Genomic DNA, 20,161 nt, shown 5'->3' with positions numbered 1-20,161 from the left:
GGGTACGCCTTGACCCTTACGGTCACGCCCCGTGTTGCAATGGGGGGGACACCTCGGTGTCCGACAGCTCGAATTTGAGGTTTGGATGGCCAGTTGCGGGGAAGCCGGAGTCTTCGCCGCCGGGCTCATCAGTTTTGATAACGGTTTTTAGCGGATAAGACTGGTCGTAATCATTGGTCCCTGCATAGTGCGCGGTGTAGACCAAATCACAGATGCCGTCTGGTAGCGCACCTGGAGGTAAGGTGAAGTAGTACGCTGTCTTGTTTTCGTCGCCCTCTTTTAATTGCATGGCCTTCAATGGGCGCAATTCTGTTGGGCTGATCAAAATACCAACCGTGATGATATCGCCGACTTTGGCGGTCCAGTTTCTATAGACCGTAACGTTCAGCCCAAACTGAATCAGCCACTTAGGAACACCCGCGTGGTAACCCTCGATACCCTGGGTTCTTCCGGGGATGAACAGGCGGTCCAGGAACTTGGGGTTTTTCTTTTGCTTCAGCGTTATGGTTTTACTTGAAGAGGCGGGTGCTTTAGCTTTTGCAGGCACTTTCGGCTTGGGTTGTTTTTTTACAGCAAGGGCAGCAGCCTGAGGTTTTTTAGCTGGCATGAGAGCTCTCCCGAAAAAGCTAATGCACGTGACTGCCTACCCACGCGTGCGGTTCGTGTTATCAAACGATAAATGTGAACGCCTCGATACTGTGATACTTGACAGGTACCGATAAACGGTAAACAGCTGTCATGGTACGGGTGGTGATACTGCCCGCCTGATGAACAGGCATTCCGTAGAGCGATGTAGGTGGTTCACCGTCAACCAAACCCTCATGTTGAACACGCCAGCCAACATCAGGAGTTCCAATGGATGAGATTCAACACCTACAGCTAGCGGTCAACAGCATTTCCCTTAGCGTGCATACCGCTGGCCCCGAAACCGGCCCGTCCATTTGGCTACTGCACGGATTCCCCGAATGCTGGCATTCCTGGCGTGAGCAAATCCCCGCATTGGCCCAAGCCGGCTATCGTGTGTTCGCCCCAGAGATGCGCGGTTATGGCCGTTCCAGCTCACCGCCAAACGTGGCTGATTACGACCTGCTGACGCTTTGCGCAGACATACAGGCCGCCATGGACCAATTGGGCCACCGTCGGGTGACCATGGTGGGGCATGACTGGGGAGCCGTAGTGGCTTGGCACTTAGCGCTGCTTGAGCCCGAGCGAGTCGCCTCATTGGTAACCATGTCGGTGCCGTTCGCCGGAAGGGCGCGGCGGCCAGTGATCGAGATCATGCGTGAGCTGTATGCCGAACGGTTCAACTACATCCTCTACTTCCAATCGCCGGGTGTGGCTGAGCAGGAATTGAATGCCGATATCGAGCGAACGTTACGGCTGTTCATGCAAGATCAGGATGTATTCCTGCAACACAAACCGGCCAGCGCAACCTTGCTTGAAGGCGTTGCGGCGCCGGGCGAACTGCCCGATTGGTGTACGCAGTTGGACCTGGATGTGTATGTACAGACCTTCGCCGAACACGGCTTTCGCGGGCCGTTGAACTGGTACCGCAACTTCGAACGCAATTGGCAACACACCGAGTTCCTAGCCGGCAAGCAGGTGCTGCAACCCACGTTGTTCCTGATCGGCGACCGCGACCCGGTGGGGGTGTTTGAAGCCCACACCCTCAAGCGCATGCCGGGCTTGGTGCCCAATCTGGAGCAACAGGTGTTGGCCAACTGCGGTCACTGGATCCAGAACGAGCAAAGCGCGCAGGTCAACGCGCTGTTGCTCGACTTTCTGGCGAGAACGAAAAATACCGCGCCGAGCCGATGCGTGTGAATAATCAGTAATCAGCCTTTGGCCTTGGCCAGGTAAGGTGCCAGTCGTCGACCCATTTCTTCCCCCAGGGCTTGCAGCCCGCTCAAGGGGCGGATCATCACTTCAAACTCGATGATCTGCCCTTGTTCGTTGAAGCGGATCAAGTCGACGCCCTTGAGCTGTTTTTCTGCGACTCGGGCACTGAATTCCAGCACAACGCTGTGGCCATCGGCTGTCGCCAGTTCACGGTGATAGCGGAAGTCTTCGAAGACATTGATCACCGTGTTGAGGATCATCGACACCACGGGTGCGCCAGGGTAGGGCGTGTGGGCCATAGGGGAACGGAATACGGCGTCGGGCGCCAGCAGTTCAGGCAAAGCCTTGAGATCACGGTTCGCCAACATCGCGTGCCAGCGTTGCAGGCTGAGGGCTGCGGCAGGGGCGAGGGATAAATCGGACATCGGGTGCACCTCTTCTTATGGTGGGAAGGCATTACACCTGCCCAACATAAGAGGGTGGGTGAAGCAGGGTCAATCACCCGAATTGACAGAGAAGTGACCGTAATGCACTCACACCACTTCCAGGTAGGAGCTATGTATCGCCCGGGCCAGTTCGCGCACGGTATCGATAAACTCCGTCAGCCGGCTATGCAAGCCATCCTCAAGAATCTCATCAATCCCCGTGTACCGCAGCCGCGCCTCGAACTCAGCGGCCAGGCGCTGTGCCGCCCGGCCATAACTGCCCGGCAGGTCCGCCAGGATATGGCTCAACTCCTCGATACACGCGTGCAGGGAGCGTGGTACATCACTGCGCAGCAATAGCAACTCGGAAACCGAGCGCGCGTTCAAGGCATTGGGATAAAGCTCGGTATAGGCCTCGAATGACGACAGCGCACGGAGCAGGGCGCTCCACTGGTAATAACCGCGTGCCGACAAGTCGCTGACTTCTTCCGACTCTTCGCCGAACATCTCGTAGCGCGCATCCAGCAGGCGCAGCGTGTTATCTGCGCGCTCGACAAAGGTGCCCAGGCGGATAAACCGGTAGGCGTCATTGCGCATGATGGTGCCGGAGGTTGCGCCGCGGAACAGGTGTGAACGCTGCTTGACCCAGTCGCAGAAGTGGCTGATGCCATGCCGCGCCAGGCCGCCGGCGGCGATGCTGCGCATTTCAAGCCAAGTGGCGTTGAGGTTTTCCCACATGTCGGCGGTGATGCGCCCACGCACGGCATGGGCGTTGCCCCGAGCGGCGCGCAGGCAGTTGTAGATGCTGGCGGGGTTTTCTTCGTCGAGGGCGAAGAAGTGCAGCATGCGTTCGGCGTCCAGTTGCTTGTGACGTTCCAGGTAGCTGTCCAGGGTACCGCTGCTGAGCAACGACATTGCCAATTCGTCCAGGCCATCGCTGCGCCCGGCCTGGGGCATCAACGACAGCGAGTAACTGACTTCGAGCATGCGCGCCAGGTTTTCGGCGCGCTCCAGGTAGCGGGACATCCAGTACAGATCTGCGGCAGTTCTACTCAACATACTCAGCCCTCCACCACCCAGGTGTCCTTGGTTCCGCCGCCCTGCGACGAGTTGACGATCAACGAGCCTTCCTTCAAGGCCACGCGGGTCAGGCCGCCAGGCACCAGGCGGGTTTCCTTGCCCGAGAGCACAAAGGGCCGCAAATCGATATGCCGGGGGGCAATGCCGTTTTCGACAAAGGTGGGGCAGGTGGACAGGCTCAACGTAGGTTGGGCGATATACGCATGGGGACGGGCCTTGATGCGCTGGCGAAAGTCCTCGATCTCGGCGGCGCTGGAGGCCGGGCCCACCAGCATGCCGTAGCCGCCAGAGCCTTGGGTTTCCTTGACCACCAGTTCCGGCAGGTGCGCCAGTACATGGGACAGTTCATCGGGCTTGCGGCACTGAAAGGTCGGCACGTTTTGCAGCACCGGCTCTTCATCCAGGTAGAAGCGGATCATTTCCGGCACATAGGGGTAAATCGACTTGTCGTCGGCCACTCCGGTGCCGATGGCGTTGGCCAGTACCACATTGCCCGCGCAGTACGCGGCCACCAGACCCGGCACGCCCAGCATGGATTCAGGGTTGAAGGCCTTGGGGTCGAGGAATGCGTCGTCGATGCGCCGGTAAATCACATCCACCGGCTTGGGGCCATCGGTGGTGCGCATGAACACCTTGAGGTCCTGTACGAACAGGTCGGCGCCTTCCACCAGTTCCACGCCCATTTCCCGCGCCAGGAACGCGTGCTCGAAGAATGCGCTGTTGAAGCGGCCTGGGGTCAGCACCACCACGTTGGGGTTGTCCAAACGGCTGGAGCTTTTAAGGGTCTTGAGCAGCAGATTGGGGTAGTGGTCCACCGGGGCGATGCGCTGCTTGGCGAACACCTCGGGGAACAGGCGCATCATCATCTTGCGGTCTTCGAGCATGTAGCTCACGCCGCTGGGGGTGCGCAGGTTGTCTTCGAGTACGTAGTAGGTGCCGTCACCGTCGCGCACCAGGTCCACGCCGGAGATATGGGAATAGATATCGCGGTGCAGGTCCAGGCCCACCATGGCCTTCTGGTAACCCTCGTTGCCCAGCACCTGGTCAGCGGGAATGATCCCGGCCTTGATGATGCGCTGGTCGTGGTAGATGTCGGCAAGAAACATGTTCAGCGCGTTCACGCGCTGGATGCAGCCGCGTTCGATCACGCTCCATTCACTGGCGGGGATACTGCGCGGGATGATGTCGAAGGGAATCAGGCGCTCGGTGTCCTGTTCGTCGCCATAAAGGGTGAAGGTGATCCCGGCGCGGTGGAACAGCAAATCGGCTTCGCGGCGACGCTGGGCCAGAAGTTCCGGCGGCGTGTTGGCCAGCCAGCGGGAGAAATCCTGATAGTGCGCACGGCAAACGCCGTTTGCGTCATTCATTTCATCGAAGAAAGATCGAGCCATTCCAGTACCTTGTCAGTGCCGAGGGACGCTTGGATGGCACTGCCGTTTCAAAAAAACGCATTTTTATGAGCCCGTGGCTGAGGGTGCCACTGGGCCTGGTCCTTACTTTCTTATGGGATCGGCTCTGGGTCGGGGGGTAACGAATGCTCCTGTAGGCGGGCAGTGATGAATGGATAAAGCAATGCCTGTGCCGAAACCTGTCATTCCCTTGTAGGAGCGCGCTTGCTCGCGAAAATCCTTATCAAAAACGCAGCGCTATCAGGGGGCTCTCGTCGTCCGTGCGTTCTTCGCGAGCAAGCGCGCGGCTACAGGAGATGATGCGCACCGAACCGGTGCATGAACAAACTTGAACTTCACCCAACGCCGACTCTTCTAACAGGACTCGACCATCCGTGGAGCACCTCCGTGCCCAGAATCATTTCGCCGCAGACCCCAGAAGCCGCCCTGACGGACCACAGCGAACACAACGCCAAGATCTTCGGCTCGCCCAAGGACCGCTTGGACTTCTATCGACGCGAGATCCAGTACGAAACCACCATCCTGGCCAACCGCACCGATGCCTACCTCACGGCGCAGTCCTTCCTGGTGATCGCCTTTGTGTCCGGTATGGGCAACCTCAACCCGGAGTGGGGCAAGTTTTTTACCCTGATCGTGCCGGTGTTCCTCGCGTCTCTTGGGGTTCTGAGCTCGCTTAACGCCTGGCCGGGTATCCGGGCGGCATACGAGATCATTGACCATTGGCACTACAAACAGAGCGAATTGCTGCGCAGCGAGCCAGTGATGGGCATGGCTTATGACGAATCGCCGCTGTTTTCCGAAATGGAGTCGTCGCACAAGGGCTATCGCAAGTCACTGCTGTTCTCGATGCGTGCGCCGTGGCTGTTCATGGTGTTCTGGGTATTGCTTGGCGCCTATGCGTTCTACATCCAGATAGATAACCCCACCTCTTAAGCAATTGGAACTTCATCACCGCCTGCGAGACCTTACCTATACGCAGGCTGCGTTTACATCCACGAGGTGACCCATGGGCACAGACAACGATCCACAAACCAGCAATCGCAATGATCCGGCCATTGACGGCGGCGAACCGGCCCCCGCAACGGCAGCGGATGCCCCGAAAGACCCCAAGCCCGCGGCCGATCCCAAGGCCAAGGAAAACGACTACAGCCCTGACTTCAAGCCCGAGCCCACGGCCAAGCCTGAAACTGATGCCGATATCGACACCCAGGGCGGTTAGAGGAAACGATCATGTCTAAAGAACTGGAAGACGAACTCAACGATCCCGGCAACGAAGACCCCGGCTCATTGATGGACGATGCAGAGGTGCCACTCAATGACCTGGATGAAGCGGCCGATGTCGGCAACACTGAAAACCAGGACTGAAGGTTGGCATTGAGTGCAACGGGCCGCTTTATTCTCAACAAAAGTGATGTGGGCGTCGGTTGATGCGCATTGTCATGTGGGAAAGCGGCCCTTACAGGTGCGTGGAACCTGGTTCAGCATGAACGGCGATGTTCATGGGCCAGTATGGGTTGAGTACTCAGGCCGTGGGCGAGGATACTCAGGGCTATCACCGACAGCGTCAGGTTCACCGCCACAGCGCCGGTGCTGTCGCTCAGCCCATGGTTGAGTGCGTAAAACAGGTAGTAAACGCTGCCGATCCCACGAATACCAAACCAACCCACCAAACTGCGCTGACGACGATTCATGAGGTTGCCCCAAGGCATGGCCAGCACGCTTAACGGGCGAATCACACAAAACAACAACGCCGCCACTGCCAGTGCGCGCCAGTCCCAGTGGCTGGCCAGCACCACCCCCAGCAGGGTCACCAGGAACACCTCCATCGAACGCTCCACCAGCCCGCCAAACGCCAGCATGTCGCCCATCATCACGCCTGCGGCAATCTGGGTATCGGCCAGTTGGGTGGTGTCGCCCTGCAAGGCTTTTTCCGGCTCGATATCCAGATGCCCCACCACCGGCAATGCCAAGTGCTCGGCGGGCGTTTCGGTATGGCCAGTGGATTTGAATTCGGCCTGACGCAAACCAAGGCCTGCGGCAAACACCGACAGGAAGCCGTAACCGCCGATGGCTTCTGCCGCTACATAGGCGAGGGCGATCAGCGCCAAGGTCAGGTAATCGTTGGGGGACAGGGTGCTGTCGGCATAGGTGATACGCATCCAGAGCGTCACCCGGCCAATGCCCCGTCCCATCCAATAACCCATGAGTAAACCGGCCGGCACTGCCCAGAGCAGGTTTTTCAGTGCCCAACCGCTGAGCCAGTTTGCGTCGAAGCCGCCGTGTTGCATGAACAGCAGGGCGAGGATCACGAAGGGGAACGCGGTACCGTCGTTCAGCCCCGCCTCGCCGGACAGGCCAAACCGCAGCGCGTCATAGTCCTGGGCGTTGTTGACCTGTACCAGGCCTGCCAGCACCGGGTCGGTGGGGGCCAGAATAGCGCCCACCAGCAGCGACAGGCCCCACGGCAGCGCAAACACATAATGCAGGGCCAGGCACAGGCCCAGGATAGTCAGGAGCATCACCGGGCCGGCCAAGCCGAACGCGATACGCCAGATACGGTGATGCAGAGGCAAGCGCAGTTTCAAGCCGCTGACAAACAGCGAAAACAGCACGGCAACTTCCGTCAGGTGCTCCATCCAGCCTGCCGAACCCTGGATATCCAGGTGCAGCAGGTTGACCCCCAGGGGGCCGATGCCCATCCCGAGCAGCAGGCATACCGCAGATGTGGTGACCGGCATCCAGCGCAGGTAGGAAGAGGTGAGGGCGAGGGTGAGTAACACCATACCCAATACGGCCATCCATAAAATGAATGTCATCTTTTGTGTCCAGGCCGTGGTCTATACAGGTAGGAGGCCTGGCGACGGACGCAGGTTCAATGTGATTCAAGCCGCCAGGGAGCGCTGTTACGCGAGCCCCAAAGCGGTGCGCGTGACTGTAAATGCACTGCCATATGGCATTCACCGGCGGAGCAGGTGGTGGAAACCCTTGGTTAATAGTTAGCTAGCTATCTGGCCTGGTAATTGCGTTGGCTCATGGCAATTGGATATCACTTGCGGAGAAATGCCATGAGCTTATCAAGCGCCGCCATGCAGTTGTCGCCCTCCGAGCAGTCGTGGTTACCCTGGCTGGGCAAGACCGGCAAACTGGCCATGGGCTGGTCTTGCCGCCAGAATCGGGCGCGCTACCCGGTGATGGAACGCACCTTTGATGCCTTTGCCGATACGCGGGTCAAGCTCCTGCAACACTGGGCACGGGAGCAGTGGGAGCACCTCAGTGAGTTGTCGGGCGTGCTGGTACGCGATAACGGCTTGAGTGACAACGCTGCGTTGCTGGACAAGCTGCGCCAGGCCAACGATTTTTCCGAACTGTTTGTGGTCGATGCCAGTGGCCAGTTGCAAGCGTCCACCTGGAACACCTTGGCGCACCGATCCCTCAACGCCCAGGCCCTGGCCGCAGGCTTGAAGGCGCCGTTTCTGCACGGGCCGTACATCGACCCGCTGACCCTGGAAATCGGGCCCTCGTCATCGCGCTTTCATGACGAAGTTACCCTCATGTTCTACCAGCCGTTGATCCGTGAGGGGCGCACTGTCGGGTGCCTGTGCGGGCGGGTGCCCAACGATATCCTCGGTGACCTGATCCAGCGCGAAGCTGGGCACATTTACCCCGAGTCCGGTGACAACTACCTGTTCATGGTGCAGTCGCGTTTCGACCCGTCGATCCAGCCGGGCATTGCCTTGTCGCGCTCGCGTTTCGAAGATGGCGCCTTTACCCATGGCGAGAACCTCAAGAGCGGCGTTCACACCCCCTGGAAAACCGTGCAGATCCAGCGGCACACCGAGCTGGAGTTGCGCTTTATCGACCCCGCCACCCAGCAATTGCACCCCGGTGTGCGCGAGACCATTCGCAAGGGGTCCAACCTGTTTGTGACCTACCCAGGCTATTCCGACTACCGGCACATCCCGGTGGTGGGCAAGGGCGTGACCTTTGAGCTGCCCGGCTCGCCAGACCGCTGGGGCATGATGTGCGAGGCCGACCTGGAAGAGGTGTACCGGCGCCGCTCCCTGAGCCATGGCTTGATGAAGCCCTACGTGGCGACCATGGCCGGTTTGTTCGCCAGCAACTTTCTGATCCAGCACTACAGCGGCCTGACCCAACCCTGGATCGATGCTGCCGAGGTGGCCAGCATGGGCGTGGCGGCGTTGCTGTTCAGTCGCCTGGGGCCCAAGCGCCTGGCCAGGCGCCTGGACGAAATGACCGATGTGATTCGCACCATTGCCGAAGGCGAGGGCAACCTGCGTCAACGGCTGGATACCGAGCGCATGGTCAACGACGAAACCGGCGAAATGAGCCGCTGGATCAACAGCTTCATCGACCGCCTGGACGCGGTGGTCGGCCAGGTGGTCAAGGCCAGTCACAGCGTGGGCAGCACCAACCAGATGATGCTTGGGCGCAGTGAGGAAGCCGGGTTGATGTCCATCGAAGTGGCAGACGCTACCCACCGCATGATGATCATCGTCGAAGAGCAACTGGGGGAAATCCAGCAAGCGTCGGTGAGCGCCGAGCAAATGAAGCAGGCGATGGACGAAGTGGTGCGGCATGCGCGGGAACAGTTCCAGGCGGTTCAGGCCGGCACCCAGTCCATCCGCGAGGTGGTGCTGCGCTCCAGCCAGAGCGTGCAACTGCTGGACAGCCGCATGGGCCAGATCAGTTCCATCACCGGGTTGATCAGCACCATCACCAACCAGACCAACCTGCTGGCCCTCAACGCCGCCATCGAAGCCGCAAGGGCGGGAGAGCACGGCCGCGGGTTTGCGGTGGTGGCCGATGAGGTGCGCAGCCTGGCGTTGCGTACGTCAAAAGCGGCGGACGATATCCGGCTGATGGTCGAAGGGCTGCAGGGGGAAACACAGAAGGCGGTGAGCTTCATGGACAGCGGCGTCACAGATGTGGACAACAGCCTGCGCCTGGCCGAAGAAGCCTCGTCGGAAAACGTGCATCTGCACCAGGCCGTGGAAAGCATGTTCAGCATCATCCAGCAGCTCAATGCACGCAGCCTCGATTACGGCAAGACCATCAAACAGGTCAGCCACTCGTCCGAGCAGATGCGCGTGACGGTCGGTGTGATGCAAAACAGCGCGCAGACGGTACGCGCCAATGCCAACAAACTGCAGAAACTGGTGGGGTTGTTCGAAGTCAGCGACGCTGCGTGAAGTGTCGGCATTTTTGAAAGATGAAACGTTTAATCAATCGATAAACGGTGCACGCAAGCGCTTGCGTAAACAAATGGGTCTCCATTAGAGTCGCCAGCACTCAGGCATGCCCGTGGTTGTCACGGGCATGACCTCACAATAAAAATAAAAACCCAGGAGCTCAGCCATGAGCCTTGAACCCTTGCTTGAGATGCAGGGCATCAGCAAGACCTTCAACGGTCTGCGGGTGCTCAAGAATGTCGGCCTTAAGGTTTACCCCGGCGAAATCCACGCCTTGATGGGGGAGAACGGCGCCGGCAAATCCACCCTCATGAAAATCCTCTCCGGCGCCTACCAGGCCGACCCCGGCGGTGAAATCCGCATCGGCGGCGAACCGGTCGCCACCTTCGACCCCGCCACCGCCAAAGCCCTCGGCATCGCCGTGATCTACCAGGAGCTGAGCCTGTGCCCCAACCTCAGCGTGGCCGAAAACATTTACCTGGGCCGTGAACTGCGCCGTGGCTGGACCATCGACCGCAAAGGCATGCAGGCCGGTTGCCGCGAAGTGCTGCAACGCCTGGGCGCCGAATTCACCCCGGCCACCCTGGTCAGCAGCCTGTCGATTGCCGAGCGCCAGCTGGTGGAAATCGCCCGCGCCCTGCATGGCCATGCGCGCATCCTGGTCATGGACGAACCCACCACGCCGCTGTCTTCGCGCGAGACCGACCGCCTGTTTGCGTTGATCAAGCAACTGCGCAGCCAAGGCCTGGCGATCATTTACATCAGCCACCGCATGGCAGAAATCTACGAATTGTCGGACCGCGTCTCGGTGTTGCGCGACGGCCAGTACATCGGCGAACTGACCCGCGAGGCACTGTCGGCCGAGGTGTTGGTAAAGATGATGGTGGGCCGCGACCTGTCCGGTTTCTACAAGAAGGAACACGCCGCCTATAACCCCGGCAACGTGGTGATGCGCGTGCGTGACATGGCCGACGGCAAGCGCGTGCGCAATTGCAGTTTCGACCTGCGCGCCGGTGAAGTCCTCGGCATTGCCGGGTTGGTGGGGGCGGGGCGCACGGAGCTGGCGCGGCTGATCTTTGCCGCCGACCCACGCACCAGCGGCACCCTGGAAGTGGTGGGCAAGACCGTGACCCAACTGCGCACCCCAGCCGATGCCATTGGTGCTGGCGTGGTGTACCTCACCGAAGACCGCAAGGCCCAGGGCCTGTTCCTGGACATGAGCGTGGCCGACAACATCAACGTGTGCGCCTGTGTGCCGGATGCCCACGCCGGCGGCGTGCTGGATCGCGGGCATGCTGCGCAGCGTTCCAACGACGCGATCAAGTCGCTGTCGATTCGCGTGGCGTCGGGCAAGGTCAATGTGGGCGCGCTGTCCGGCGGCAACCAGCAAAAAGTGCTGCTAGCGCGGCTGCTGGAGGTCAAGCCCCATGTGTTGATCCTCGATGAGCCTACCCGTGGCGTGGACATCGGCTCCAAGTCCGAGATTTACCGCATCATCAACCAACTCGCGCAGGCCGGCGTGGGCATCGTGGTGATCTCCAGCGAGCTGCCGGAAATCATCGGCACGTGCGATCGCGTGCTGATCATGCGTGAAGGCCAGTTGGTGGCCGAAGTCGGCGGGGCTTCGGGCCACGTCATCTCCCAGGAACGCATTATTGACCTCGCCACCGGTGGCGATCAGGTGGCTGCCAATGGCTGAGTTGAATATCGCAACAACAGGCCGGGCCGAACGCGCCCGCGAACTGATGCGCACCGTGGGCATGTTGCCGGTGCTGGTCTTGCTGCTGGTGGGCTTTGCCCTGGCCAGCGAAAACTTCCTGACGATGCAGAACCTGTCGATCATCACCCAGCAGGCTTCGGTGAATGTGGTGCTGGCGGCGGGCATGACCTTTGTGATCCTCACGGCGGGTATCGACCTGTCAGTGGGGGCGATCCTGGCGGCGTCTGCCGTGGTGGCGTTGCAGGCGTCGTTGTCGCCGCAGTTCGGCATGTTTGGCATTGCCGCCGGGATTGGCTTTGGCTTGTTGCTGGGGCTGGTCAACGGTGGCTTGATCGCCTTTATGCGCCTGCCGCCGTTTATCGTCACCCTCGGTGCGCTTACCGCCATGCGCGGCCTGGCGCGGTTGCTGGCCGATGACAAGACGGTGTTCAACCCGGACCTGCCGTTCGCGTTTATCGGCAATGACTCGATCCTTGGCGTGCCCTGGTTGGTGGTGATCGCCGTGGCGGTGGTGGCGCTGTCGTGGTTCATCCTGCGCCGCACCGTCATGGGCGTGCAGATCTATTCGGTGGGCGGCAACCCGGAAGCGGCCAGGCTTTCAGGGATCAAGGTGTGGAAGGTGCTGCTGTTTGTCTACGCCATGTCCGGCGCCTTGGCCGGGCTGGGGGCGGTGATGAGCGCGTCGCGGTTGTTTGCGGCCAACGGCCTGCAACTGGGGCAGTCCTATGAATTGGATGCGATTGCTGCGGTGATCCTGGGTGGCACCAGCTTTACCGGCGGTGTCGGCACCATCGGCGGCACGCTGATCGGGGCGCTGATCATCGCGGTGCTCACCAACGGCTTGGTGCTGTTGGGGGTATCGGACATCTGGCAGTACATCATCAAGGGCATCGTGATCATTGGCGCAGTGGCGCTGGATCGTTATCGCCAGTCCGGTGCGCGGACCTGATCTGACTCATACAACAATCACAAGAGAGAACCCCATGAACTTCAAACGTGTATTTCCCGTTATTGCCCTGGCTGCCCTGATGTCCCAAGCCGTCGAAGCCCGAGAGCTGAAAGCCCTGGGTATCAGCATGGGGTCGTTGGGCAACCCGTATTTCGTGACCCTGGCCGACGGTGCCACGGCGCGGGCCAAGGCGATCAACCCCAATGTCAAGGTCACCTCGGTGTCGGCGGACTATGACCTGAGCAAGCAGTTTTCCCAGATCGACAACTTTATCTCGTCCAAGGTCGACCTGATCCTGATCAACGCCGTCGACCCGTCGGCCATGGCTTCGGCAATCAAGAAGGCCCGCGACGCCGGCATTGTGGTGGTGGCCGTGGACGTAGACGCCAAGGGCGTGAATGCCACGGTGCAGACCGACAACGTCGAGGCCGGCAAGCTGGCCTGCCAGTACCTGGTGGACAAGCTCGGCGGCAAGGGCAACGTGATCATCCAGAACGGCCCGCAGGTCACCGCCGTGACCGACCGCGTCAAAGGCTGCAAGGCCGCGCTGGCCGGTGCGCCGGCTATCAAGGTGTTGTCCGACGACCAGGACGGCAAAGGTTCACGCGAAGGTGGCTTGAACGTGATGCAGGGTTACCTCACACGCTTCCCCACAATCGATGGGCTGTTCGCGATCAACGACCCGCAAGCCATTGGCAGCGACCTGGCGGCCAGGCAGCTCAAGCGCAGCGGCATCATCATTACCTCGGTGGACGGCGCGCCGGATATCGAAAACGCGCTGAAGACCGAGTCGCAGATCCAGGCGTCGTCCAGCCAGGACCCATGGGCCATGGCCCAGACCGCCGTGGATGTGGGCAATGACATTCTCAATGACAAAGCCCCGGCCCAAGCGGTTACGCTGCTCACCCCCAAACTGATCACCCGCGATAACGTTGGCAGCTACAGCGGTTGGTCGAGCAAACATTGATTCAGTAAGAGGAGCAGCGCCGTGGTGACCATGGATGACGTGGCGAGCAGGGCGGGCGTGTCGACGTCCACGGTGTCCCATGTATTGAACGGCACCCGCAAGGTCAGCCCGGCCACGGTGCAGGCGGTGCAGCAAGCGATCCAGGCGTTGGGCTACATCCCCAACACCCTGGCGCGCTCGCTGGCCCGGTCGAGCACCAACACGATTGGCGTGGCGATCTCGGCGCTGTCCAACCACTACTTCAGTGAAACGGTGCACGCGATTGAAACCGAGTGCGCCAAGCACGGCTACATGATGCTGTTTGTCGACACCCACGATGACCCGGAGCAGGAGTTGCGGGTGGTCGCGGCGCTGCATCACCGGCGGGTGGACGGGATTTTGCTGGCACCGTCCACCGGCTCCAAGGCCCTGGAATACTTGCGCGCCAACGAGGTGCCAACGGTGCTGGTGGACCGCATGATGAGCGAGCAATTTGATCAGGTCGGGGTGGAGAACCGCCAAGCCACCCAGGCCCTGATTGCTCATCTGATCGAGCATGGCCACCGACGCATCGGCTTTATTGCCGGGCGCGAAGGGCTGGGCACCACCGATGAACGCATTGCGGGCTACCGTGCGGCGCTGCAGGCCGCGGGCCTGGCGTTTGATCCGCAATTATTGGTGTCTGGCGGCTCCAGCAGTGAGCCGGCACGCTTGGCCACTGCCAGGTTATTGGCGCTGCAAGCACCGCCCACGGCGATCATGGCCGGCAATAACCTGATGACCCTTGGCGCCATGCATGCCCTGCGCGATGCCCGCATCGACGTGCCGGGGCACATGGCGTTGGTAGGCTTTGATGATTTTGACTGGGCGGATTTTTTCGTACCGCGCCTGACGCTGATCGCGCAACCGGTCAAGGCCCTGGGCGCGCGCGCGGTGCATTTGCTGTTGCAACGCATGACGGTGCCCAGCGCGCCGACCGTCAGCCTGCGCCTGGCGCCGCAGCTTCAGGTACGTAATTCATGTGGCTGTACTGGACTGGAATGACCTGCGTATGAACAACCCTGTTTCCCTGGGCATCGACCTGGGCACGTCGGAACTCAAGGCCATCCTGATGAACCTTGAAGGCGAGGTATTGGCCCAGGCTGGCGTGCGCCTGACGGTCTCGCGGCGCCACACCGGCTGGTCCGAGCAAGCCCCGCAAGACTGGTGGCAGGCCTGTTTGCAGGCCTTGGCCCAATTGCGTGGCCACGAAGCCTTCGCCCGCGTGGCCTGTATCGGTCTGTCGGGGCAGATGCACGGCGCGGTGTTGTTGGGGGATGACAACCGTGTGCTGTACCCGGCGATTCTGTGGGACGACTCCCGCGCCATCGCTGAGGCGGAACAGTTGGGGCCGGCGTTTGCCGCGATCACCGGCAGCTTGCCCATGGCGGGGCTGACGGCGCCGAAATTGCTGTGGCTGCAGCGCCATGAACCGCAGGTGTTCGAGGCGATCGACTGCGTGTTGTCCCCCAAGGATTACCTGCGTTTGTGTTTGAGTGGCGAGCGGGTCAGCGAGATGTCGGACGCCGCCGGTACCCTGTGGCTGGACGTGGCCCAGCGCCAATGGTTCAACCCCATGCTGCAGGCCACGGGCCTGACGCCGCAGCAAATGCCGCGGCTGGTGGAAGGTGGCGCCGCCAGTGCGGCAGTGACGGCCCGCGAGTTGGGCTTGCCACACGAAGTGGTGATCGCCGGAGGCGGTGGCGACAACCCGGTGGCCGCCGTGGGCATCGGTGCGATCAATGCCGGTGATGGGTTCATCACCCTGGGCACCAGTGCTGCGATTGTGGCTATTACCGAACATGCCGCCGGCAACCCCGCCAGTGCCGTGCACAGCTTTTGCCATGCGCTGCCCAACCGTTGGTACACCATGGGGGCGATGTTGGCCGGCGCCAGTTGCCTGCGTTGGGTGACCCGACTGACGGGGACGGCCGATGAGCAAACCTTGCTGGACCAGGTCCAGGCGCAATTGCCCATTGAACAAACGGTGCCCCTGAGTACCCCTCTGTTTTTGCCCTACCTGGCCGGTGAACGCACGCCCCACAACGACCCGCTGCTGCGCGGTGGTTTCATGAACCTTGGCCACGACTGCACACCGGCGATGTTGGGCTATGCGGTGATGGAAGGGGTGGGCTTTGGCCTGCTGGATGCCTTGCACGCGGTGCAATCGGCCGGTGCCCAGGTGGGCGCCTGCGCCTTGGTGGGAGGCGGGGCCCGCAGTGAGTATTGGGCGCAGTTGCTGGCCAATATCCTGCAGCGGGAGATTTTCACCCTGCACGGCAGTGAGTTGAGCGCAAGCATTGGTGCGGCGAAGCTGGGGTTTATGGCGATTGGGCAGGGGGAGGGGTTGTTGCACGCGGGCCTGCCGGTGAAAGCGCGGTATGTGCCTGACCTGGCACACCGACCCGTGCTGGAAGCGCGCTATCACAAATTCCAGGGTTTACTGTTAGCGGCCCAGACACTCACACACTGAACACCTGCCTTCACTGGCCTGCCAGCGGCGGCAAGCGCCGTTTCACTGGGGTTTTCTTGACGATGGCGGTGTTGGTTTCGGCATAGGCGTTGAGGCGGTCGAGCAGGGTGTCCAACTGCTCCATGGTACGCACATGCAGGCGGGCGATAAAACAGTCGTCGCCGGTGACCTTGTCGCACTCGGTGAATTCCGGGATCGCCTGGATCTGCCGCTCCACCTCCTGCAATTTGCCGGGCAGGGGGCGGATGCGCACGATGGCCTGGAGCAGATAACCGAAGTGCTTGGCGTCGATGTCCACCGTGTAGTGGGTGAGCACACCGCGTTCTTCCAGGCGCCGCAAGCGTTCGCCCACGCTGGGGGAGGACAACCCGGTGATGCCTGCCAACGCCTTGAGGGATAGCCGCGAGTCGTCCATCAAGGCGGCAATCAGTTGCTGGTCGATAGTGTCAATCATGGTGTCTGCCTAATAACAAAAGGTAATCCCAAGGTTTTGCCTTTTTTAGTCGCTGGAGGCGCTGTCGCGCAGATTGCCATAATTCAGCCTCATTTGAGGAGCCTTCATCGTGGATACATCCATCCGTCGCGGTACGTGGGAAATGGTCGCCGCCATGCTGATCTCCGGCACCATTGGCTGGTGTGTGCTGGTGTCGGGCGTGTCGGTGATCGAAGTGGTGTTCTGGCGCTGCGTGATCGGCGGGCTGACGCTGTTGTTGGTGTGTGCACTGCGGGGTTATCTGCGTCGGGACCTGCTCAGTTGGGCCTCGCTCGGCTTGGCGGTACTCAGTGGCGTGGCCATCGTCGGCAACTGGTTGCTGTTGTTCGAATCCTATTCCCATGCGTCCATCGCCATCAGTACGGCGGTGTACAACGTGCAGCCGTTCATGTTGGTGATGCTGGCGGCGGTGTTCCTGGGTGAGAAGATCACCGTGCAGAAGCTGGCCTGGTTGAGCGTGGCGTTCCTGGGGATGCTGGCGATCGTTACCGCCCACGGCGAGCAGCAACGTGGTGGGGATTATCTGGCGGGCATTGCGCTGGCGTTGGGGGCTGCGTTGTTGTATGCGATTGCCGCATTGATCATCAAGCGTTTGAAGGCGGTGCCGCCGCATTTGATGGCGTTGATTCAGGTCACCACGGGCGCTGTGCTGCTGGCGCCATTAGTGCCTTGGCACAGCTTGCCCGCAGCGCCCCATGCCTGGGCTGCGCTGGTGACACTTGGGGTGGTGCACACCGGCTTGATGTATGTGCTGCTGTACGGTGCGATCCAGAAACTACCGACAGCCTTGACCGGCGCACTGTCGTTTATCTACCCGATTGCGGCGATCTTTGTGGACTGGATCGCCTTCGGGCACCGGCTGGGCTGGTTGCAGTGGCTGGGCGTGGCGGCGATTCTACTCGCCGCTGCGGGGTTGCAGCGGGGCTGGTGGTGGCCCCGCGCCCATGGGGTTAGTGCGTGCCCTGGAAAATAATGTTTTGCGGGTTGAAGTGCTCCACCGCGCTACCCGGTTGCGGCAGGCCAAGGATATGCCCCTTGATCTTGCCCACTACATGCATTTCGCAGGGCTTGCAGTCGAACTTCAAGGTCAGCACTTCGTCGCCATGAATCAATTGCATGGGCGCGACCTTGGTTTTCACCCCGGTGACGCCCTTGGCCTGTTTAGGGCACAGGTTGAACGAGAAACGCAGGCAGTGCTTGGTGATCATCACTGGCACTTCGCCGGTTTCTTCGTGGGCTTCGAAGGCGGCGTCGATCAGCTTCACCCCGTGACGGTGATAGAAGTCGCGGGCCTTTTGGTTGTAGACGTTGGCCAGGAACGACAGATGCGCTTCCGGGTACACCGGCGCTGGTGTGGTTTCGGCTTTACGGCCGCCACGCGGGTGTGCAGCGACACGGGCGGCGGTCAGCGCTTCGACCACTTCGCGGCGCAAGGCCTTGAGCTGCGAGTTGGGGATGAAGAACGCCTGCGGTGCGTCCAACTGGATGTCGGTGGCGTGGTATTCGGTGGTACCCAGTTGGCCCAGCAGGTCGCGCAGGGTATCCAGCGCTTGCTCTGGCTTGTTGGCCACGCCGAACGGGCCGGGCAGGGTGACGCTGGCCTTGATGCCTTCTTCGCTGGTGGCGGTGACCGTCAGCTCGTCTTCACGCAAACGCGCGACCCAGGACAGGCCGATACGGCGCTCGGATGAGGTCTTGAGCAGGGCCTGTTGCCAGTTATGGTCCAGGTTGCGGTTCAGCGGGTGGTGGGGGCGCAACTGGTGCAGGCCGGCCGGCATCTCATTCGGCTCGACGCGGTAACGGTAGCGTTTTTCGCCGTCTTCCTCGAACTCGCCTTTAGGCTCGGCGATATTGGCGCGGAACCCCACCACCTCACGCTTGATCAGCACATTGAGGCCGTCGCCGTTGGACAGCGGCTCATGGGTCACCACCTGCAAGTCGCGCTTGCCGGCTTTTTCCACCACACCCACCGGCAGGCCGGTGAAAGTTGGGGTGTCGAAGGCGCCGATGTCGACCTTGCGGTCGGTGACAAAATAGTCGGTGCTGCCACGGTGGAAGGTTTTTTCCGGGTCGGGCAGGAAGAAATGCGCGGTACGGCCGCTGGAAGCACGGGCCAGGTCGGGGCGGTCTTCCAGCACTTCATCGAGGCGCTGGCGGTAATAGGCAGTGATGTTCTTCACATAGCCCATGTCCTTGTAGCGGCCTTCGATCTTGAACGAGCGCACACCCGCTTCGACCAGCGCGCGGATGTTGGCGCTCTGGTTGTTGTCTTTCATCGACAGCAGGTGCTTTTCAAAGGCTACGACACGGCCCTGATCGTCTTTCAAGGTGTACGGCAAGCGGCACGCCTGGGAGCAATCGCCACGGTTGGCGCTGCGGCCATTCTGCGCGTGGGAGATATTGCACTGCCCGGAGAACGCCACGCACAGGGCGCCGTGGATGAAGAACTCGATGGCGGCATCGGTCTCGTCGGCGATGGCGCGGATTTCTTGCAAGTTCAGCTCGCGGGCCAACACCAACTGGGAGAAACCGGCCTGGTCGAGGAACTTGGCACGGCCCAGGGTGCGGATATCGGTCTGGGTACTGGCATGCAGCTCGATGGGCGGGATATCCAGCTCCATCACGCCCAGGTCTTGCACGATCAGCGCATCCACACCGGCGTCGTAGAGCTGATGGATCAGCTTGCGCGCAGGTTCCAGTTCGTTGTCATGCAAGATGGTGTTGATGGTGGTGAACACGCGGGCGTGGTAACGGCGGGCGAATTCCACCAGGGAGGCGATATCGCTCACGTCGTTACAGGCGTTGTGGCGTGCACCGAAGCTCGGGCCGCCGATGTAAATGGCGTCGGCGCCATGCAAGATGGCCTCGCGCGCAATGGCTACATCGCGGGCAGGGCTGAGCAATTCCAGGTGATGCTTGGGCAAGGACATAGTTTTTTTAGTCAGGCTTGTCACGGTCGAGGCGGGCATTGTAGCCGTGAAACGCTGGAGGGGCACCTACCACAGGGCTGGCGGGCGAGGTGGGCCATTTGTGGAAAGGGGCAGGCCCCCGATAGGGGAGTGTCAGTCGCCATATTTATTGGCTGACCCACCGCCTTCGCGGGCAAGCCCGCTCCTACAGGGGGTGGGTGGCGTGTTGGGTATCTGCGCCTGTCGCAGGTCCAAATAGGGGGGGGCGGCTTAGGCTTTTGCGGCCATTGCAGTCACTTCCACGCGCATGCCTTCAACCGCAAGGGCAGCCACACCCACTGCGGCACGCACCGGCCATGGCTTGGCAAAAAAGCGCTTGTAGACTTCGTTGAAGGCGGCACGGTCGGCCATGTCGGTAAGGTAGATGGTCAAGTGCATCACTCGGTCCATCGAGCTACCGGCCTTTTCCAGGGCCACTTTCAGCGCTTGCAGGGTGCATTCACTCTGGGCGGTGACATCGCCCAGCTCCAGGCTACCGTCGGCGCGGGTGGGGATCTGGGTGGACACCAGGATGCCGTTGAAGCCGATCACATCGGAAGAAATCGAGTCGGCATCCGGGTCAGGGGTATAGGACAAGTCGTGGTTGGCCATGGGCGCCTCTTGTTGGCA

General features: G+C 61.0%; 19 protein-coding genes. 11 read left to right on the top strand and 8 right to left on the bottom strand.

Annotation, left to right across the window (positions count from 1 at the left end; translation table 11 throughout):
- Positions 1-22: 22 nt before the first annotated feature.
- Positions 23-607 carry a hypothetical protein gene (locus DYL59_RS17115; RefSeq protein ID WP_135290200.1) on the bottom strand — a complete coding sequence of 195 codons (585 nt, stop codon included), beginning with the start codon at positions 605-607 and terminating at the stop codon, positions 23-25.
- 248 nt (positions 608-855) lie between these two features.
- On the opposite strand from DYL59_RS17115, the gene DYL59_RS17110 reads away from it, so the two are divergent.
- A complete protein-coding gene (locus DYL59_RS17110) occupies positions 856-1,824 on the top strand; it encodes an alpha/beta fold hydrolase (protein WP_135290199.1) in 969 nt (322 codons plus the stop codon).
- 11 nt (positions 1,825-1,835) lie between these two features.
- Here DYL59_RS17110 and DYL59_RS17105 read toward each other — a convergent pair whose 3' ends face one another.
- The 3 genes from DYL59_RS17105 to DYL59_RS17095 all read right to left on the bottom strand — a co-directional run bounded on the left by DYL59_RS17105 (position 1,836) and on the right by DYL59_RS17095 (position 4,735).
- A complete protein-coding gene (locus DYL59_RS17105) occupies positions 1,836-2,264 on the bottom strand; it encodes a nuclear transport factor 2 family protein (protein WP_135290198.1) in 429 nt (142 codons plus the stop codon).
- 108 nt (positions 2,265-2,372) lie between these two features.
- Positions 2,373-3,323, bottom strand: a complete 951-nt coding sequence (locus DYL59_RS17100; RefSeq protein WP_135290197.1) for an alpha-E domain-containing protein — start codon at positions 3,321-3,323, stop codon at positions 2,373-2,375.
- Positions 3,324-3,325: 2 nt separating this feature from the next.
- Positions 3,326-4,735, bottom strand: a complete 1,410-nt coding sequence (locus DYL59_RS17095) for a circularly permuted type 2 ATP-grasp protein (protein WP_135290196.1) — start codon at positions 4,733-4,735, stop codon at positions 3,326-3,328.
- A gap of 405 nt (positions 4,736-5,140) precedes the next feature.
- On the opposite strand from DYL59_RS17095, the gene DYL59_RS17090 reads away from it, so the two are divergent.
- From DYL59_RS17090 to DYL59_RS31890, 3 genes are all read left to right on the top strand, one after another.
- Positions 5,141-5,686, top strand: coding sequence for a hypothetical protein (locus DYL59_RS17090; protein ID WP_135290195.1), 546 nt, complete (start codon positions 5,141-5,143; stop codon positions 5,684-5,686).
- Positions 5,687-5,759: 73 nt separating this feature from the next.
- Positions 5,760-5,972 carry a hypothetical protein gene (locus DYL59_RS17085; RefSeq protein WP_135290194.1) on the top strand — a complete coding sequence of 71 codons (213 nt, stop codon included), beginning with the start codon at positions 5,760-5,762 and terminating at the stop codon, positions 5,970-5,972.
- A gap of 11 nt (positions 5,973-5,983) precedes the next feature.
- Entirely contained in the window at positions 5,984-6,118 is a 135-nt protein-coding gene (locus tag DYL59_RS31890) for a hypothetical protein (RefSeq protein ID WP_272948862.1), read from the top strand.
- Between the two features lie 113 nt (positions 6,119-6,231).
- On the opposite strand, the gene DYL59_RS17080 is transcribed toward DYL59_RS31890, so the two are convergent.
- On the bottom strand, positions 6,232-7,569 hold the full coding sequence (locus DYL59_RS17080; protein ID WP_135290193.1) for a cation:proton antiporter: 1,338 nt from the start codon (positions 7,567-7,569) through the stop codon (positions 6,232-6,234).
- Between the two features lie 249 nt (positions 7,570-7,818).
- Between DYL59_RS17080 and DYL59_RS17075 the strand changes: the two genes are divergently transcribed.
- From DYL59_RS17075 to xylB, 6 genes are all read left to right on the top strand, one after another.
- Complete coding sequence (locus tag DYL59_RS17075; protein ID WP_135290192.1) at positions 7,819-9,963, top strand: methyl-accepting chemotaxis protein; 2,145 nt, start codon at positions 7,819-7,821, stop codon at positions 9,961-9,963.
- A gap of 166 nt (positions 9,964-10,129) precedes the next feature.
- A complete protein-coding gene (locus tag DYL59_RS17070) occupies positions 10,130-11,662 on the top strand; it encodes a sugar ABC transporter ATP-binding protein (RefSeq protein ID WP_135290191.1) in 1,533 nt (510 codons plus the stop codon).
- The gene (locus DYL59_RS17065) at positions 11,655-12,632 is read left to right on the top strand and encodes an ABC transporter permease subunit (protein ID WP_135290190.1); all 978 of its coding nucleotides are present in this window, start codon (positions 11,655-11,657) and stop codon (positions 12,630-12,632) included. Before DYL59_RS17070 ends, DYL59_RS17065 begins: the two co-directional genes overlap by 8 nt.
- A 34-nt stretch (positions 12,633-12,666) precedes the next feature.
- Positions 12,667-13,599 (top strand): ABC transporter substrate-binding protein, encoded by a 933-nt coding sequence (locus tag DYL59_RS17060; RefSeq protein ID WP_135290189.1) that lies wholly within the window; start codon positions 12,667-12,669, stop codon positions 13,597-13,599.
- Positions 13,600-13,620: 21 nt separating this feature from the next.
- Entirely contained in the window at positions 13,621-14,622 is a 1,002-nt protein-coding gene (locus DYL59_RS17055; RefSeq protein ID WP_135290188.1) for a LacI family DNA-binding transcriptional regulator, read from the top strand.
- A gap of 7 nt (positions 14,623-14,629) precedes the next feature.
- Positions 14,630-16,090 (top strand): xylulokinase, encoded by a 1,461-nt coding sequence (gene xylB / locus DYL59_RS17050; protein ID WP_135290187.1) that lies wholly within the window; start codon positions 14,630-14,632, stop codon positions 16,088-16,090.
- A gap of 10 nt (positions 16,091-16,100) precedes the next feature.
- On the opposite strand, the gene DYL59_RS17045 is transcribed toward xylB, so the two are convergent.
- On the bottom strand, positions 16,101-16,544 hold the full coding sequence (locus tag DYL59_RS17045; protein ID WP_135290186.1) for an Lrp/AsnC family transcriptional regulator: 444 nt from the start codon (positions 16,542-16,544) through the stop codon (positions 16,101-16,103).
- A 109-nt stretch (positions 16,545-16,653) separates the two neighbouring features.
- On the opposite strand from DYL59_RS17045, the gene DYL59_RS17040 reads away from it, so the two are divergent.
- Positions 16,654-17,556: a DMT family transporter gene (locus DYL59_RS17040; protein ID WP_135290185.1), complete on the top strand. Its 903-nt coding sequence runs from the start codon at positions 16,654-16,656 to the stop codon at positions 17,554-17,556.
- Here the strand turns inward: DYL59_RS17040 and DYL59_RS17035 are convergent.
- Positions 17,534-19,513 carry a peptidase U32 family protein gene (locus DYL59_RS17035; protein WP_135290184.1) on the bottom strand — a complete coding sequence of 660 codons (1,980 nt, stop codon included), beginning with the start codon at positions 19,511-19,513 and terminating at the stop codon, positions 17,534-17,536. The genes DYL59_RS17040 and DYL59_RS17035 overlap by 23 nt on opposite strands.
- Before the next feature lie 249 nt (positions 19,514-19,762).
- Positions 19,763-20,143, bottom strand: a complete 381-nt coding sequence (locus tag DYL59_RS17025; protein WP_135290183.1) for a RidA family protein — start codon at positions 20,141-20,143, stop codon at positions 19,763-19,765.
- Between the last annotated feature and the right edge of the window lie 18 nt (positions 20,144-20,161).

Origin of the sequence: Pseudomonas kairouanensis (assembly GCF_004682055.1) — a bacterium.
Classification (GTDB): domain Bacteria; phylum Pseudomonadota; class Gammaproteobacteria; order Pseudomonadales; family Pseudomonadaceae; genus Aquipseudomonas; species Aquipseudomonas kairouanensis.
Note: the sequence above shows the minus strand (reverse complement) of the source record. Positions and strands in the feature narration are given on the sequence as shown.